Consider the following 17194-nt stretch of genomic DNA (forward strand, 5'->3'; position numbering starts at 1 on the left):
GCGATACTGTGCCGGTGACTTCCATCGAGCGCGTCGGGTCTCGAGAGGTGTACCGCAACGCGTGGCTGACGGTGCGCGAGGACGACATCCGCCGCCCCGACGGCAGCCCCGGCATCTACGCGGTGGTCGACAAGCCGACCTACGCGCTGGTGATCCCGCGCGACGGCGACCGGTTCACCCTGGTCGAGCAGTACCGGTATCCACTCGGCCTGCGGCGCTGGGAGTTCCCGCAGGGCACCGCGCCCGGGATGGCGGCGATGGACGCCGAGCCGCTGGCGGCCCGCGAACTGCGGGAGGAGACCGGACTGCGTGCGGCGACGCTGACGCTGCTGGGCCGGCTCGACGTCGCGCCGGGGATGAGCAGTCAGCGGGGGTGGGTTTTCCTGGCCACCGGCGTCACGCAGGGCGACCATGACCGCGAGCACGAGGAGCAGGACATGCACAGCGCCTGGTTCTCCCGCGCCGAGGTCGAGAAGATGATGCGTGACGGCGACATCACCGATGCCCAGTCGATCGCCGCGTGGGCCCTGCTGTTGCTCAGCGAGCACGCCTAGCGACCGATGACCCGGGCGGTCGGGGGAGGTCAGCACTCAGGACGGAAGGAAATCCCATGAGTACCGACGACAACGAGATCCGAGAGGTCATCAGCGGCTGGGCCGCCGCGATCCGCGACTGCGACCAGGACGGGGTGCTGGTCGGCCACGACCCCGACATCGTCATGTTCGACGTCCCGCCGCCCTACCGCGGCGTGCGCGGCATCGACGAGTACCGGGCGTCGTGGCCGCCGTTCTTCGAGTACATCCGCCAGGGCGCGCAATTCGAGATCGAGGAACTCGACGTCACCGCTGGCGAGGACGTCGCCTTCGCGTGGGGCCTGCTGCGGTGCGGCAAGCCTGAGGAATTCGAGACCAATCCCGACAACCGGCTGCGCATCACGGTGGGGTTGCGCCGGGTCGACGGCCGCTGGCGGGTCACCCACGAACACCATTCCTTCCCGATGCTCGACTGACCGGAGTAATACAACGGTCATCGGCGCGGAAAAGCCGCGAAACAGCGCCACCTCAAGATGGGTGCACCATGGCCACGTTGACCAGAACGCTCATCGAGGGCAGGGCGAACGGCCGCCCCGTCGACGACATCCCGCCGCTGCGCCGGCTCGTGCCGCTGGCCCTGCAGCACGTCCTCGCGATGTACGCCGGCGCCGTCGCGGTGCCCCTGATCGTCGGTGGCGCGATGGTCGCGGCCGGGCGGCTCGAGCAGTCCGACATCGTGCACCTGATCATGGCCGACCTGTTCGTGGCAGGGATCGCGACCATCGTGCAGGCGGTCGGCTTCTGGCGGTTCGGGGTCCGGCTGCCGCTGATGCAGGGCGTCACGTTCGCCGCCGTCGGGCCGATGATCACCATCGGCGCCAACCACGGCATCACGACGATCTACGGCTCCGTCATCGCCTGCGGGTTGTTCATGATGGCGCTCGCACCGGTGTTCGGGAAGCTGATCCGCTTCTTCCCGCCGCTGGTGACGGGCACCATCATCCTCATCATCGGGGTGTCGCTGATGCGGGTGGCCGCCGGCTGGTTCGGCGGCGGAACGGGTCCGGACTTCGGCGACCCGAAGGCCGTCGGCATGGGCTTCTTCACCCTCGCCCTCATCATCGCGCTCGAACGCTTCGCACCCGAAAGTGTGCGGCGGGTGTCGATCCTGCTCGGCCTGATCGTGGGCACGGTCGTGGCGATCCCGCTGGGGATGACCGACTGGAGCCACATGGGCGAGTACGGCTGGGTGGGCGTGGTGACACCGTTCCAGTTCGGGCTGCCGACCTTCGAGATCAGCTCGATCATCGCGCTGCTCATCGTGGCGATCGTGATCATGACCGAGACCACCGGCGACATCGTGGCGGTGGGTGAGATCGTCGACGAGAAGATCACGCCCCGACGGCTCGCCGACGGGTTGCGCGCCGACGGTCTGGGCACGGTGCTCGGCGGCGTCTTCAACACGTTCCCGTACACGGCGTTCGCGCAGAACGTCGGCCTTGTCGCGATCACCGGGGTGCGCAGCCGCCATGTCGCGACCGCGGCGGGGGTGATCCTGGTGCTGCTTGGTCTGCTACCGAAGATGGCCGCCGTGGTGGAGGGCATCCCGCTGCCGGTGCTCGGCGGCGCCGGGGTGGCGCTGTTCGGGATGGTCGCCGCGAGCGGGGTGCGCACACTGGCGAAGGTGCGGTTCGACAACACGAACGTCCTGGTGGTGGCGATCTCGGTGGGCGTCGCGATGCTCACCGAGGCCAAGCTGTACTACACCGACCGGGCGCTGGCCGACAGCCCGGTCAACGTCTCGCTCGACCTGTATCACCAGTTCCCCGACTGGTTCCAGACGATCTTCCATTCCGGTATCTCGGCCGGAGCGGTGACCGCGATCGCGCTCAACCTCCTGCTCAACCGCCACCGGGCCGCCCCGGAGGACGACACCCCAGCGGCGTACGACGCGCCGCGGGGCGCGCTGCCCGATCCGCTCGACGCGCTGCGGGCGGCCGACCCGTCGACCCCGCCGCAGCAGTTGCGCGAGCTCGCCGAGGAGCGGCCCGAATTGCAAACAATCATCGTCACGAATCCCTCCACCGATGTCGCGACCTGCGAGTGGATCAAGCAGCAGGGCGACCCGCGGGTCGAGGCGGTGTGCCAGAAGTGGGACGAGGTCACCGAGGGCCGGTTCTCGCGGCGCAGTCGCGAGTAGCGGGCGTGGCGTAACCGGCTGCCCGGCGTTCACCGTCATACGGTGGGACGATGCACATTCGCCGCCTCGGCGCGGTCCTGCTGACCGCGGTGTCCGTGGCCGCGTTCGTGATCCCCTCGACCGCTCATGCGGTGGGACAGGTCTGGTCCGGCCGCTATTCGCTGGTGCGCTACGCCGCCGAGAAGACCGGGACGAGTCTGGCCGCCCAGCAGTGGGAGCCCACCTTCAGCGACGTGTACCTGTTCAGCACCGACTGCTCGACGGGGCGGTGCGTCGCCACGGTCGTCGGCGGGCCGAAGCCGCAGAACCCGACCCTGCCGCAGCCGCCCCGCTACACCTGGGACGGCGAGAAGTGGGTGCACGTCTACGACTGGCAGTGGGACTGCTATCAGGGCCCGGGTGTGGAGAAGGTGTGGGCGCCGGCCCGGTCGGTGGCGTGGTACGCGCCGCACTCCGACGGCGTCCTGCGGGGTAACTGGCGCACCGACATCCAGGGTGGCCCGTGCAACGGCTCGGTCGAGATGGCCGTCGACGCCTCCCCCGTCTTCTGAGAATCTCTGCGTTGACTTTGCACTCAGATCACGATTTCGCCTGTCGCGGCGATCTGTGAGCAATGTCAATGCGCCCTGGGCGCAGAGTCAGCGGCGTTCGGCGAGCGCTCGTAGGAAGAACGTCAAGTTAGCCGGACGTTCGGCCAGCCTGCGGACGAAGTAGCCGTACCACTGGGTGCCGAACGGCACGTACACCCGCACCGGGTCACCGCCCTCGGCCAGCCGGACCTGCTCGGGATCCCGCACGCCGTAGAGCATCTGGTACTCGAAATCGTCGCCACCGCGGCCGTGTTCGCGCACCAGGGCAGGAACCGCGCCGATGATCGCCGGATCGTGGGACGCCACCATCGGGTAACCCGAGCCGCCCATCAGCACCCGCAGGCAACGCAGGTAGGAGTCGGTGACCTCGTCGGCGTCGCGGTACGCCACCGTCGCCGGCTCGTCATAGGCGCCCTTGCACAACCGGATCCGCGCCCCGGCAGCGGCGAAGTCCTCGCAGTCGGCCTCGGTGCGGCGCAGATAGGCCTGCAGCACCGTGCCGAGCCAGTCGAAGTCGGCGCGCAGTTCCCGCACGATCGACAGCGTCGAGTCGGTGGTGGTGTGGTCTTCGGCGTCGACGGTCACCCACGCTCCGATCTGCTGGGCCCGCCCGCAGATCGTGTGGGCGTTCTCCAGCGCGATCTTCTCGCCGTCGCGGGGCAGCGCCTGCCCCAAGGCCGACAGCTTCAGCGACACCTCGAGTGGCCGCACCGCCGAACCGGTGTCACGGCGGCGGCCCAGCGCGTCGAGCAGCCCGAGGTAGGCGTCGACGTTGGCGGTGGCGGCCTCGACGTCGGCGACGTCCTCGCCGAGGTAGTCGATGCTGACCATCCGGCCGGAATCACGCAGCGCCGCAACGGAGCTCAGCGCATCATCGACCGTCTCCCCCGGCACGAACCGGTGCACCACGCTGCGCGTCAACGGGATTCGCTCGGCGGTGCGGCGCAACCGCTTCGACCGGCCGGCCGCGAGGATCGCCGGACGGGCCACCCGCTGGAAGACGCCCATGTCACGCGCCCATGTGCGGGTAGCGGTGATCAGTGGCCGGGACGAACGTCTCCTTGATCGACCGGGCCGACGTCCAGCGCAGCAGGTTCTGCATCGACCCGGCCTTGTCGTTGGTGCCCGAACCGCGGGAACCGCCGAACGGCTGCTGGCCGACGACGGCGCCGGTCGGTTTGTCGTTGACGTAGAAGTTGCCCGCCGCGTGGCGCAGCCGGGTCTGGGCGGCCAGCACCGCCGTACGGTCGGTCGCGATCACCGCGCCGGTGAGCGCGTATGCGGCGCCGGCGTCGACGGTCTCGAGGATCTGCTCGTACTCGCCGTCGGGGTAGACGTGCACGCTCAGGATCGGCCCGAAGTACTCGGTGCTGAAGGACTCGTCGCCGGGGTCGTCGGACAGCAGCACCGTCGGCCGCACGAAATATCCTTCGCTGTCGTCGTATTCGCCTCCCACGGCGATCGTCACGTTCGGCGCGCTCTTCGCCCGCTCGATCGCGGCGACGTTCTTGGTGAATGCGCGCTCGTCGATCAGCGCGCCGCCGAAGTTCGTCAGGTCGGCGACGTCGCCGTAGCGCAGGGTTTCGGTGGCGCCGAGGAAGTCGTCACCCATCCGCTGCCACACCGACCGCGGCACGAACGCCCGCGAGGCCGCCGAACACTTCTGCCCCTGGTAGTCGAACGCGCCGCGGATGAGCGCGGCCCGCAGCACGTCGGGGTCGGCGCTGGTGTGCGCGAGCACGAAGTCCTTCCCGCCGGTCTCCCCCACCAGCCGCGGATAGGTGCGGTAACGGTCGATGTTCGCGCCGACCTCGCGCCACAGGTGCTGGAACGTCGCCGTCGATCCGGTGAAGTGGATGCCCGCCAGCCGCGGGTCGCTCAGCACCACCTCGGACACCGCCTGACCGTCTCCGGTGAGCAGGTTGATCACCCCCGGCGGCAGGCCCGCCGCCTCGAGCAGCTGCATGGTCAGGTAGGCCGCGAACGTCTGTGTCGGCGAGGGCTTCCACACCACGGTGTTGCCGAGCAGGGCGGGGGCGGTCGGCAGGTTGCCCGCGATCGCGGTGAAGTTGAACGGGGTGATCGCGTAGACGAACCCCTCGAGCGGCCGGTAGTCGGTGCGGTTCCACACGCCGCGGGTGCTCAGCGGCTGCTGTTCGAGGATCTGACGGGCGAACGCCACGTTGAATCGCCAGAAGTCGATCAGCTCGCACGCCGCGTCGATCTCGGCCTGGTAGGCGGACTTGGACTGGCCGAGCATGGTGGCGGCGCAGAGCTTCTCCCGCCACGGGCCGGCAAGCAGGTCGGCCGCGCGCAGGAACACCGCGGCGCGTTCGTCGAACGGGGTGGCCTCCCAGCCGGCCTTGGCGGCGATCGCCGCGTCGACGGCCGCGCTTGCGTCGGTGTGCTCGGCGTTGGTCAGCGTGCCGAGCCGCGCACCGTGGCGGTGGGGCTGCACGACGTCGATGCGCGTCCCGCCGCCCATCCGGTGTTCGCCGCCGATGACGTGCGGCAGGTCGAGGGGGTCGGCGGCCAGCGCCGAGAGTGCGTCGGTGAGGCGGGTGCGTTCACCCGAGCCGGGGGCGTAGTCGTGCACCGGCTCGTTCGCCGGCAACGGCACATCGGTGATGGCGTCCATGGAATGAGGATCCCCGAAGCGGACGCCCGGCAGACTGGCCGATCGGCCAAGACATTGCGGCTTTGGCTATAGAATCGGACAGTATGCCGTCGGCCCGTGTCCCGCTCGGAGAGCTGCTGTTGGCGCTGGACCGCACGATGGTCGGACTCGAGCACGCGCCGCGCGGCCTCGATGTCCCGGTCGGGTCGGTCGCCTTGATCGACGCCGACGACGTCCGCCTGGGGCTGGCCCTCGGTGCGGGCAGTGCCGATCTGTTCTTCCTGCTCGGCGTGCCCGACGATGCGGCCGCGCGTTGGCTGGTCGGCCATGCCCGGCCACCGGTCGCGATCTTCGTCAAGGCGCCGACGCCCCGGCTGATCGAGCATGCCAGCGCGGCGGGAGTGGCCGTGGTGGCGGTGGACCCGCAGGCGAGGTGGGAGCGGCTCTACCGGCTGGTGAACCACATATTCGACCACCGCAACGACCTGTCCGACACGCAGTTGCCCGGCGGCACAGATCTTTTCGCGTTGGCCCAGGCCATCGCCGACCGCACCCGCGGCCTGGTCAGCATCGAGGATGCCGCCTCTCACGTGCTGGCGTACTCCTCCTCCAATGCCGAAGCCGACGAGTTGCGGCGGCTGTCGATCCTCGGCCGCGCCGGGCCGCCGGAGCACCTCGAGTGGATCGGCCAGTGGGGCATCTTCGACTCCCTGCGCGCCGGTGGCGACGTGGTCCGCGTCGCCGAACGCCCGGAACTGGGCCTGCGGCCGCGGCTCGCCGTCGGCGTCCACCTGCCGTCGGCCGGCGATCGGCGCCCGCCGGGATTCGCGGGCACCATCTGGCTGCAGCAGGGGTTCGAGCCGTTGGCCGACGACGCCGAGGACGTGTTGCGCGGCGGGGCGGTGCTGGCGGCGCGGGTGCTGTCACGGCTGGCCGCGGCGCCGTCGTCGCACAGCCGCCTGGTGCAGCTGCTGCTCGGGCTGTCCGGCGACGACCCCGGAGACGTGGTGACGACCGCGCGCGAGCTCGGCATCGACGCCGCAGGCCGGGCCGCGCTGATCGGGTTCCACGGCGTCGGGGCCGCGGTGCCCCCGGAGGTGGTCGCGCTGAGCGCAGGTGCGTTCCGCCGCGATGCGCAGGTGGCCTCGTCGGGCGACCGGGTGTACGTGCTGATCCCCCGCGCGGGCACCCCGGCGACCATCGGTTCGTGGGCCCGCGGCGTGGTGGCCGCACTGCGCCGGGAACTGGACCTGAGCCTGCGCGCGGTGGTCGCCCACTCGCCGGAGGGCCTGGCCGGTGCCGCCGCCGCACGCGCCGAGGTGGATCGGGTGTTGGACAGTGCCGCACGCCATCCCGGCGCCATCGCGGAGGTCACCACCGTCGACGAGGCCCGCACCACCGTGCTGCTCGACGAGATCGTGTCGCAGGTGGCCGCCCAGCCCCGGCTGGTGGATCCGCGGGTGCGCGCGTTGCGCGAGCGCGACCCGATGCTGGCGCACACCCTGTGCGCGTATCTCGACGGGTTCGGTGACATCGCGGCCGTGGCCCACCGGTTGCACGTGCACCCCAACACCGTGCGCTACCGCATCAGGCGCATCGAGACGCTGCTGTCGACATCTCTCACCGACCCTGACGACCGGCTGGTGCTGGCCCTCGGTCTTCGCGCAACCGAACCCGATTGAGCGCGAACCACTTCGGCGAGCAGACACAAATTCGCACTCAGCGACCGCAGACAGTGCGAATTTGTGTCTGCTCGCGGGAAGAACTAGACCCGCAGCGCGCCTGCGGCCAGCTCGTCGAACCGTTCGATCGCCTCGTCGCCGTCGGCGTCGATCCCCCGAAGCGGGCCGTGGTCGGCGAGATAGCGCTGCGCATACAGCCGTGCCACCAACGCTTTTCGTTCACCGCGGCCGTCGGCGCGCTCCCACGCCGCCTGCTCGGTCAGCAGGGCGCCGGCGTAGACGTCTCCCATGAAACGGGTCAGCGGGAACAATCTCGCCTCGGCGACCGCGCCGTCGAGTTTGGTCCACGCCGTGATGGCGGCCTCGAGATCGCCGATGCGCTCCGCCACCAGCCCCGTGACCTCGTCGCCGTCGGACACCGAGACCGCGTCGTGCATCCGGGACAGCAGCGGTTCGTGGGCCTGCGCCCGCTCGATCCCGCGGCGCACGTCGAGGCACAGGATGTTGTCGGGGCCCTCCCAGATCGTATTGACCTGGGCGTCGCGCAGCAGCCGGGCCACCGGCCAGCCCTCGATGTAGCCGTTGCCGCCGTGGATCTCGATGGCATCGGAGGCGATGGTGATGCCGAGCCGGCAGACCTTGAGCTTGGTGACGGGCACCGCAATGCGCTGCCGGATACGGCGGGGCTGGCGGTGATTGGCGGCGCCGGTGCCGTCGAACACCATGGCCTGGGCGGCCTCGACGTCGACGATCATCTCGGCGAGTTTGCGCCGCATCAACGGCTTGTCGATCAGCGCGCCGCCGAACGCCTGCCGGCGACGGGCGTAGCACAGCGACTCGACCAGACCCCGGCGGGCGTTGCCGAGTGCGAACAGCGCGATGCCCAGCCGCGCCGAGTTGGTCAGCTCCATCATCCGGCCGAGTCCCTTGCCATCGGACGGGCCGGCCTCGGCGTCGGGCTCACCGGAGAGCAGGAAGCCCTCCGCGTCGACGAACTCGATCTCGCCCGACGCCACCGATTTCGTGCCGAGCTTGTCCTTGAGCCGACGGATGCGCACGCCGTTGCGGGAACCGTCGCGACGGGTGCGCAGCACCAGGAAGGTGGCCACACCGCGCGACGAGTCCGGCGCCCCTTCGGGTTTGGCGAGCACGACGAACGCCTCGCCGTTGCAGTTCGAGGCGAACCACTTGAAGCCGTTGAGCATCCAGGCGTCGCCGCGACGGGTGGCCGTCGTCTCCAGTGCGCCGAGGTCCGATCCGCCCGTCCGCTCGGTGAGCAACTGGGCGGTCTCGCCCGCCCATTCACCGGAGCCGAACTTGGCCAGCACGTGATCACGGACATCCGCGGGTGCGTAGGCCGCGACGAGTGACTGCACCATGCCTCCGCCGGTGCCCAGCGCGCAGCCCATCCCGATGTCGGCCTGGTCGAGCAGGTAGTTCGACGCGAACAGCATCAGGCCCGAACTGTGCCCGGCCGCACGCGCATCCGCGCGCAACGACTGCTGCGCGTCGAGCACCGCGCGCTTGGCCGCGGTGAACGATGCCGGCATGACGACACGGCCGACGTCATGTCCCCACCGGTCGTAGCGTTCGAGCCGCGGCGGGTTCCGGTCGGTCTCCTCGGCCCAGCGCGCCACCGGCCCGCCCATCAGCTCGCCCATCCGCGTCAGATGCGGCTCGGCGAAGGCGAGTTCGTCGGGCTGCAGGTAGTAGGCCATGGTGGCCTGCAGCGTGGGATCGGTGTCGTACCAGTTCAGCCCGACCGCGCCGGCGAAGTCCTCGGTGCGGTACCGGCCCGCCTTCTCGTCGGTGGTGAACGGAAGCCGGTCGACGGCCTCGACGTCGTAGTCGCGCATGCCACGACCGTATTACGGCGCGGGCCGTCACCGGGGCAGGTCAGGCCGATCGCCGGGTGAGCTTCAGGGCGCCCGCCCCGATCACGGCACTGACCACCATCGTGACCGCCATCGGCACCGCCGTGTGATCACCGCCGATCCCGACCAGGGGTGAGACCACCGCGGCGAGCCCGAACTGCAGCGCGCCGAGCATCGCCGACCCGGTGCCCGCCGTGGCGCGCACCTCGTCGAGGGCCAGCGACGTCGCATTGGCCATCACCAGACCCAGCGAGGTGACCGTGCCCCACAGCAGCACCAGCGTCGCCCACAGCACCGGTCCGAGGACGGCGTCGACGAGCAGCAGCGCGGCGAACACGACCAGCAGCGAGGTGCCGAGGGCGAGCAGCCGGCGCTGGCCGAAGCGGCCGACGATCCGCGCGTTGAGCGCGTTCATCAGCACGAGCCCGACGGCGTTGGCGGCGAAGGCCATCGCGTAGGTGATCTCGGAGAGCCCGAGGACGTTCTGCAGCACGAACGGCGAGGCCGCGATGTAGGCGAACATCACCGCGAAGCTGAACGCGAAGGCCGCGGTGTAGCCGATGTAGTGCCGGTTCGTCAGCACCGACCGGGCGTCGCGCAGCATGGCGGCCACGCCGCCGGTCATCCGGCGTTCCTCGGGATGGGTCTCGCCGAGCACCGCGACGACGCCGACGAACATCGCCGCCGCGAGGCCGGTGATGATCCAGAAGACGCCGCGCCAACCGATGAGACCCATCAGCGATCCGCCGAGCAGCGGCGCCACCACCGGGGCGACGCCGTTGATGATCATCATCAGGCTGAACACCCGGGCGGCGGCGGCGCCGTGCGCCCGGTCGGACACCACGGCGCGGCTGAGCACCACGCCGGCCGCTCCGCTGAACCCCTGCAGGAACCGGAAGACGGTGAGCAGTTCGATGGTGGGCGCCAGTGCGCACGCCGCGCCGGCCAGCACGCACACCAGCGTTCCGGCCAGCATCAGGGGACGCCGGCCGAACCGGTCCGAGAGCGGGCCGATGACGAGTTGACCGATCGCCAGCCCGATCATGAACGTGGTCAGCGTCAGCTGGATCGCCGATGCCGAGGTGCCGAACTCCTCGGCCATCGCCGGGAAGGCCGGCAGGTACATGTCGGTGGCCAGCGGCGCCACGGCGGTCAGCAGCGCGAGCACGCCGAGCCAGCTCAGCGGCAGCGGCCGGGTGGTGGTGTTCGTCGCGGGCTCGGTGCCGCGCAGGGTGGTCCGGGAGTTCATCGCAGTCACATCACTATCTATAGATTTATAGCTATTTCCAGAGCTAATATAGCGGACATGGCTCCCCGCGGAGAAGACGTCAGTGCGCGTGATGTTCGCGACATCGCTGTGGCCGTCCGGACCGTGGTGTGGTCGCTGCGCCGGTTCGGCGAGCGCCAGGCCGGCCTGGAACCGCTGCCGCACTCCGAGTTCGAGGTGTTGCGCACCGTCTCGGACCACCCGGACATCACCGTGTCCGATGTGGCGCGCATGGTGGCCGTCCAGCCGAGCAACGTCAGCACCACCGTGCGGCGACTGGTCGACCGCGGACTGGTCGAGCGTTCGGTCGATTCCCGGGACCGCCGGTCGGTCCGGCTACGGCTGACCGCCAAGGCGGCCGGGCACAAGCGGATGATCGACGCGGTCTGGTCGGACGCCGTCCGGGATCAGCTGGCGGAGATGACCGACGCGGAGGCCGACCTGCTCATCAAGGCCGCACCGGTGTTCCAGCGGCTGGCGGCGATGGGCTGACCGGTCAGCTCAGCCGGTCGACCGCCGCCGCGATGGCGTCGTCGGTGGCGGTCAGCGCGATGCGGACGTGCTCGGCGCCGCGCGGGCCGTAGAACTCGCCGGGCGCGACCAGGATGCCGAGCCGGGCGAACCAGTCGACGGTGTCGCGGCACGGTTCGCCGCGCGTGGCCCAGATGTAGAGCCCGGCCTCGGAGTCGTCGACGCGCAGTCCGGCCGCGCGCACGGCGGGCAGCAGCGCGTCCCGGCGGCGGGCGTAGCGCTCCCGCTGTTCGCGCTCGTGCTCGTCGTCGTCGAGTGCGGCGACCATCGCGACCTGCACCGGCGTCGGCATCATCATGCCTGCGTGCTTGCGGACGGCCAGGAGTTCGGCGACGACCGCCGGGTCGCCGGCGACGAAACCGGCGCGGTAGCCGGCCAGCGACGACGTCTTGGACAGTGAGTGGATGGCGAGCAGTCCGGTGTGGTCGCCGTCGCAGACGCTCGGATGCAGCACCGACACCGGCCGCTCGTCCCAGCCGAGGCCGAGGTAGCACTCGTCGGAGGCGACGAGCACCCCGCGCTCACGCGCCCATCCGACGACCTTGCGGAGGTGATCGACGCCGAGCACCTTGCCGGTCGGGTTGCTGGGCGAGTTGAGGTAGATCAGGGCGGGCGTCTGCGGGCCGAGCTGCGTCAGGGAGTCCGCGCGGAGCACCTGTGCACCGGCCAGCCGCGCACCCACGTCGTAGGTCGGGTAGGCCAGCTCCGGCACCACCACCACGTCGTCGGGGCCGAGCCCGAGCAGCGTCGGCAGCCACGCGATCAGCTCTTTCGTGCCGATCGCCGGCAGCACGGCGTCGGGCGCCAGGCCGGTGACGCCGTAACGCCGACGCAGCGCGTGCTCCGCCGAGGCCCGCAGCTCCGGACGCCCGGCGGTGGTCGGGTATCCCGGCGCCGCGCTGCCGGCGACCAGTGCGTCGCGGATGACGGGCGCCACCGGATCGACGGGCGTGCCGACGGAGAGGTCCACCAGGCCGCCGGCGTGCGCCCGCGCCTGCGCGGTCGCCGCGGACAGGGTGTCCCACGGAAAGGTCGGCAGCGTCGCCGACACCCGATGCCGGGCCCGCTCGCGAGCCGCGTCAGTCGACGTGATCAGCCCTCACCCTGCGGTGGCATCTCCTTGACCGCCGCGGGGTCGTTGTCGGTCTGGCCGACCTTGGAGGCGCCGCCCGGCGAACCGAGTTCGGTGAAGAAGTCGGAGTTGATCTGGGTGTACTGGCTCCACTGGTCGGGGACGTCGTCCTCGTAGTAGATCGCCTCCACGGGGCAGACCGGCTCGCATGCGCCACAGTCGACGCACTCGTCCGGGTGGATGTACAGCATGCGTGCGCCCTCGTAGATGCAGTCGACAGGGCATTCCTCGATGCACGCCTTGTCTTTGATGTCGACGCAGGGTTCGGCAATCGTGTACGTCACCGGGGTCTCCTCAGTCTTCCTGTCTGAATGTCCAGTTGGGCTGCGGTATGTGTCGGGCCCTGAGAGTTCGCCGCAAGTATGAAGGAGCGATACCTGGACGTTCGTCTCAGTGTGCCCTAACTTCACGCGCCGCCCTTACGGGTGGCGCGTGGTTACTGATACTAGACGTCGCACATACAAGTGCCTAGTCGCGACACCACCCTCATACCCAACTGCTGGACGATCGCTCAGCAACGCCATGCGTGCATGCCGCAGGGCGTCGTCACCAACCGATGCCGGCGTAACCGGCGGTGCCGCGGCGCCGGTCGGCGTCGGGAAGGCGGATCAGGTCGATGATCAGCTGATCGGCCTTCGCCCGGTCGACGGCCTTGACCACCTCGCCGGACCTCGAGCCTGCGATGAGGACCTCGCCGTGCACGAGCACGGCGTCGATGTCGTCGGTGAGCACGTCCGAGATGTGCGGCATTCTCCTTCTCAGATACGCCATGTCTGCGTCGAGCGCGCGGGACACGCTGGCGCTCGGCTCGTAGATCTTCACGTCGAAGCCCTTGCCGATGAGACGGTCAGCCAGTTCGACCATGGGGTTGTCGCACAGGTCGCCTGCGCCCGGCTTCGCGAACAGTCCGAAGATGCCGACATTGGGCCGCCCGCGGGCGATCACCATGTCCACGGCGCGGCGCAGGTGCGTCTCGTTCGATTCGAGCAGGTTCGCCAGCAGAGGGGTGTCGACGTCGTTGTGGCGAGCGGTGTGGGTGAGCGCGCGGACGTCCTTCGGCAGGCATGAGCCGCCGAAGGCGAAGCCCGGCCGCAGATACGCGGCACTCACATTCAGCGTGGTGTCGGCAAGGAACACGTCCATCACGGCATGCGAGTCGAGGTCCACAGCGGCGCAGATGGCTCCGATCTCGTTTGCGAACCCCACCTTCAACGCGTGGTAGGCGTTGTCGACGTACTTGGCCATCTCCGCAACCGCGACGGGCACCCGCAGGTGCGGCCCGGGAAGGCCGCGATAGAGCTCCATGACGCTATCGCCGCTGCGTGTATCGCTCTGCCCGACAACGGTCTTCGACGGCTCCATGAAATCGCGCACCCCGGTCCCGTCGCGGAGGAAATCCGGGTTGACACAGACACCGAAGTCGATGCCGGCGCGCTTACCCGACGCCGCCTCCAATCGTGGGACAAGCCGCTTCTCGCAGGTACCGGGCGTCATCGTGCTGCGGTACACGACGACATGCCAGCCGTCCTTGGCGGCCAGGCCCCAGCCCACCTCGTCGGTGACGGCCTTCAGGTCTGCGATCAGTGGTTCGCCGTCGGTGCCCGACCGTGTGCCCACACAGATCAGCGAGATCTCCGTGAAAGCCACGGCCGATCGGGCGTCGGTGGTGGCGGTGAGCCTGCCGCTGTCGACCACGCTGGCGGCCATCTCGGGTAGGAGCGGCTCGCCGAAATGCGCCATACCGCTGGCGAGGTCCGCCACCTTCTCCGCGTCGACGTCCACGCCGACGACGCGGTGGCCACGGCTGGCGAGGCAGACGGCACTCACCCAGCCGGCATACCCCAGCCCGAAGACGCTGACCGGCGCCGCCGTGCCACCGTCTGATCGCTCGTAGAGCGACGTCACGATATCTCGGACCAAAGTGCCTTTTAGTGCGCTTTGCGCGGAGGTCGTCGGCATGGGCAAATAGTAGAGGACTTCGAATCATCTGCCAATGCCTACCTATACGGGCAGTTGAGCCCGATTGTGCTGTGACGAACTGCACATCTGGATGCAGATCTGGCGAAGTCAGCAAACTCGGCGCGGTTGCCGCGATGTAAACGGCCATTCACTGTCTATGCACTCAGGTGCTGTGCACTCAGTTGCATATGGACGGCCGGCGTTCTACGGTGCGCAGGTGGCACTTCCCCACGCGATCCTGGTGTCGCTGTGCGAGCAGAGCGGTTCGGGTTACGAGCTGGCCCGCCGCTTCGACCGCTCCATCGGCTACTTCTGGTCCGCGACTCACCAGCAGATCTACCGGACACTGCGCACGCTCGAGGAGAACGGCTGGGTGCACGTCACCCCCGTGGTGCAGCAGGGCAGGCCGGACAAGAAGGTCTACACCGTGTCCGAGCAGGGCCGCGCCGAAGTCGCCCGCTGGATCGCCGCACCGCTGACCGGACGCGGCGGCTCGGTCGCCGACAACCGCACCCGCGACCTCGCCGTGAAGGTTCGCGCCGCGAGCCACGGCGACGTGGCGGCGCTGCGGGACCAGGTCGCCGCGCTGCGCACCGAACGTGCGGCGTTGCTCGACACCTACCGCATGTTCGAGAAACGCCAGTTCCCTGACCCGACCCGGCTCACCGGCAGTGCGCTGCACCAACACCTGGTGCTGCGCGGCGGCATCCGCGCCGAGGAGAGCGCCATCGACTGGCTCGACGAGGTGGGCACCGCCCTGACGCGCGAAACCGAGGAGACCCGATGACGCCGTACCCGACGCTGCTGTCGCCACTGGACCTCGGCTTCACCACCCTGCGCAACCGCGTGGTGATGGGATCGATGCACACCGGCCTCGAAGACCGGGCCCGCGACACCGGCAAGCTCGCCGCCTACTTCGCCGAACGTGCCCGTGGCGGCGTCGGACTCATCATCACCGGCGGCTACGCACCCAACCGCACCGGCTGGCTGCTGCCGTTCGCGTCCCAGCTGACGTCGTCGTCCGAAGCGCGCAGGCACCGTGACGTCACCGCGGCGGTGCACGAGCACGACGGCAAGATCCTGCTGCAGATCCTGCATGCGGGCCGCTATGCGTACCACCCGTTCTCGGTGAGCGCGTCGGCCGTCAAGGCGCCGATCAACCCGTTCCGGCCGCGGGCGCTGCGCGATGTCGACGGCACCATCGACGACTTCGTCCGCTGTGCGCTGCGCGCCAGGGAGGCCGGCTACGACGGTGTCGAGATCATGGGCAGCGAGGGGTACCTGCTCAACCAGTTCCTGGCGCCGCGCACCAACAGGCGCTCCGACGCCTGGGGCGGCAGCCCCGAGAAGCGCCGCCGGTTCCCGGTGGAGATCGTCCGGCGCACCCGCCGCGCGGTCGGCGAGGACTTCATCATCTGCTACCGGATGTCGATGGCCGACTACGTCGAAGACGGCCAGAGCTGGGACGAGGTCGTCGCGCTCGCCACCGAGGTGGAGGCCGCCGGGGCGACGATCATCAACTCCGGCTTCGGCTGGCACGAGGCGCGGGTGCCCACCATCGTCACGTCGGTGCCCAGCGGAGCGTTCGTCGACATCAGCAGCGCACTGGCCGAACACGTCAGCGTCCCGGTGGTCGCATCGAACCGGATCAACATGCCGGCGGCCGCCGAGCAGATCCTCACCGACACCCACGTCCAGCTGGTGTCCATGGCGCGGCCGCTGCTGTCGGACCCCGACTGGGTGAACAAGGCCGCCGGGGACGCCGCCGCCGAGATCAACACCTGCATCGCCTGCAACCAGGCCTGCCTGGACCACGCGTTCGTGCACAAGAAGGTGTCCTGCCTGCTCAACCCCGTGGCCGGCCGGGAGACCGAACTGGTGCTGAGCCCGACGCGACGGGCCAAGCGGGTGGCCGTCGTCGGCGCCGGACCGGCAGGCATGGCCACCGCCGTCGCGGCCGCTCTACGCGGGCACCGGGTCTCACTGTTCGAGGCGGGCGACGCGGTCGGCGGCCAGTTCGACCTGGCCCGGCGGATACCGGGCAAGGAGGAGTTCACCGAGACACTGCGCTACTACGCCACGATGCTCGCCAAGCACGGCGTCGACGTCCGGTTGCGCACCCGGGCAGGTGTCGACGACCTCGCGTCGTTCGACGAGGTGGTGCTGGCCACCGGGGTGACGCCGCGCAATCCCGAGATCCCGGGCATCGACCACCCCAAGGTGCTGTCCTACGCCGAGGCGATCACCGGCGCCAGGCCGGTCGGCAGATCGGTCGCGGTGATCGGCGCCGGCGGCATCGGGTTCGACGTCAGCGAGTTCCTCGTGACCGACGAGTCGGCGACGCTGAACCTCAAGGAGTGGAAGGCCGAGTGGGGTGCGGCGGACCCGCAGGAGGCCCGCGGCGCCGTGGTGACCCCGATCCCCGCGCCGGCGGTCCGCGAGGTGTACCTGCTGCAACGCACCGAGGGCGCGCAGGGCCGCGGGCTCGGCAAGACCAGCGGCTGGGTGCATCGCGCATCGCTCAAAGCCAAAGGCGTGCAGCAGCTGTCGGGTGTCAACTACGAGCGGATCGACGACGAGGGACTGCACATCAGCTTCGGTCCCAAGCGGCTCGACGCCCGGCTGCTCGCCGTCGAGACCGTGGTGATCTGCGCCGGCCAGGAGTCGGTGCGCGATCTCGAGGACGGCCTGCGCAGCCGCGGCGTCGACCCGCACGTGATCGGCGGCGCCGCGCTCGCCGCCGAGCTGGACGCCAAGCGGGCGATCCGCCAGGGCACCGAACTGGCCGCCCGCCTCTAGCCCGCGAGCG

General features: G+C 69.9%; 15 protein-coding genes. 8 read left to right on the plus strand and 7 right to left on the minus strand.

The window, feature by feature from the left end:
- The first annotated feature begins 14 nt into the window (after positions 1-14).
- The 4 genes from O6P37_RS00975 (at position 15) to O6P37_RS00990 (ending at position 3284) form a co-directional block, all read left to right on the plus strand.
- A complete protein-coding gene (locus O6P37_RS00975) occupies positions 15-554 on the plus strand; it encodes an NUDIX domain-containing protein (protein WP_269892321.1) in 540 nt (179 codons plus the stop codon).
- Positions 555-610: 56 nt separating this feature from the next.
- The gene (locus tag O6P37_RS00980) at positions 611-1009 is read left to right on the plus strand and encodes a YybH family protein (RefSeq protein WP_269892322.1); all 399 of its coding nucleotides are present in this window, start codon (positions 611-613) and stop codon (positions 1007-1009) included.
- Between the two features lie 68 nt (positions 1010-1077).
- Positions 1078-2733, plus strand: coding sequence for a nucleobase:cation symporter-2 family protein (locus O6P37_RS00985; protein ID WP_269892323.1), 1656 nt, complete (start codon positions 1078-1080; stop codon positions 2731-2733).
- A gap of 50 nt (positions 2734-2783) precedes the next feature.
- Positions 2784-3284 carry an Rv2253 family sensor-like surface protein gene (locus O6P37_RS00990; RefSeq protein WP_269892324.1) on the plus strand — a complete coding sequence of 167 codons (501 nt, stop codon included), beginning with the start codon at positions 2784-2786 and terminating at the stop codon, positions 3282-3284.
- Between the two features lie 87 nt (positions 3285-3371).
- Here O6P37_RS00990 and O6P37_RS00995 read toward each other — a convergent pair whose 3' ends face one another.
- Complete coding sequence (locus O6P37_RS00995) at positions 3372-4331, minus strand: proline dehydrogenase family protein (RefSeq protein WP_269892325.1); 960 nt, start codon at positions 4329-4331, stop codon at positions 3372-3374.
- A 1-nt stretch (position 4332) separates the two neighbouring features.
- On the minus strand, positions 4333-5961 hold the full coding sequence (pruA, locus tag O6P37_RS01000) for an L-glutamate gamma-semialdehyde dehydrogenase (RefSeq protein WP_269892326.1): 1629 nt from the start codon (positions 5959-5961) through the stop codon (positions 4333-4335).
- A gap of 83 nt (positions 5962-6044) precedes the next feature.
- Between pruA and O6P37_RS01005 the strand changes: the two genes are divergently transcribed.
- Positions 6045-7622: a PucR family transcriptional regulator gene (locus O6P37_RS01005; protein WP_269892327.1), complete on the plus strand. Its 1578-nt coding sequence runs from the start codon at positions 6045-6047 to the stop codon at positions 7620-7622.
- 83 nt (positions 7623-7705) lie between these two features.
- Here the strand turns inward: O6P37_RS01005 and O6P37_RS01010 are convergent, their stop codons facing one another.
- Both O6P37_RS01010 and O6P37_RS01015 read right to left on the minus strand, forming a co-directional pair.
- On the minus strand, positions 7706-9478 hold the full coding sequence (locus O6P37_RS01010) for an acyl-CoA dehydrogenase family protein (RefSeq protein WP_269892328.1): 1773 nt from the start codon (positions 9476-9478) through the stop codon (positions 7706-7708).
- A gap of 40 nt (positions 9479-9518) precedes the next feature.
- Positions 9519-10745 carry a multidrug effflux MFS transporter gene (locus tag O6P37_RS01015; RefSeq protein ID WP_269892329.1) on the minus strand — a complete coding sequence of 409 codons (1227 nt, stop codon included), beginning with the start codon at positions 10743-10745 and terminating at the stop codon, positions 9519-9521.
- A gap of 57 nt (positions 10746-10802) precedes the next feature.
- Here O6P37_RS01015 and O6P37_RS01020 point away from each other — a divergent pair, with 57 nt between their 5' ends.
- The gene (locus O6P37_RS01020; protein WP_269892330.1) at positions 10803-11255 is read left to right on the plus strand and encodes a MarR family winged helix-turn-helix transcriptional regulator; all 453 of its coding nucleotides are present in this window, start codon (positions 10803-10805) and stop codon (positions 11253-11255) included.
- A 4-nt stretch (positions 11256-11259) separates the two neighbouring features.
- Here O6P37_RS01020 and dapC read toward each other — a convergent pair whose 3' ends face one another.
- The 3 genes from dapC to O6P37_RS01035 all read right to left on the minus strand — a co-directional run bounded on the left by dapC (position 11260) and on the right by O6P37_RS01035 (position 14331).
- Positions 11260-12345 (minus strand): succinyldiaminopimelate transaminase, encoded by a 1086-nt coding sequence (gene dapC, locus O6P37_RS01025; protein WP_269892331.1) that lies wholly within the window; start codon positions 12343-12345, stop codon positions 11260-11262.
- Positions 12346-12386: 41 nt separating this feature from the next.
- Positions 12387-12710: a ferredoxin gene (fdxA, locus tag O6P37_RS01030; protein WP_264013218.1), complete on the minus strand. Its 324-nt coding sequence runs from the start codon at positions 12708-12710 to the stop codon at positions 12387-12389.
- 262 nt (positions 12711-12972) lie between these two features.
- Complete coding sequence (locus O6P37_RS01035; RefSeq protein WP_269892332.1) at positions 12973-14331, minus strand: nucleotide sugar dehydrogenase; 1359 nt, start codon at positions 14329-14331, stop codon at positions 12973-12975.
- 271 nt (positions 14332-14602) lie between these two features.
- Here O6P37_RS01035 and O6P37_RS01040 point away from each other — a divergent pair, with 271 nt between their 5' ends.
- Both O6P37_RS01040 and O6P37_RS01045 read left to right on the plus strand, forming a co-directional pair.
- The gene (locus O6P37_RS01040; RefSeq protein WP_269892333.1) at positions 14603-15172 is read left to right on the plus strand and encodes a PadR family transcriptional regulator; all 570 of its coding nucleotides are present in this window, start codon (positions 14603-14605) and stop codon (positions 15170-15172) included.
- Entirely contained in the window at positions 15169-17184 is a 2016-nt protein-coding gene (locus O6P37_RS01045) for an oxidoreductase (RefSeq protein ID WP_269892334.1), read from the plus strand. The genes O6P37_RS01040 and O6P37_RS01045 overlap by 4 nt, the downstream gene beginning before the upstream one ends.
- Positions 17185-17194: the final 10 nt, after the last annotated feature.

It is taken from the genome of Mycobacterium hippophais (assembly GCF_027529605.1).
In the GTDB taxonomy this organism is placed as follows: Bacteria; Actinomycetota; Actinomycetes; order Mycobacteriales; family Mycobacteriaceae; genus Mycobacterium; species Mycobacterium arseniciresistens.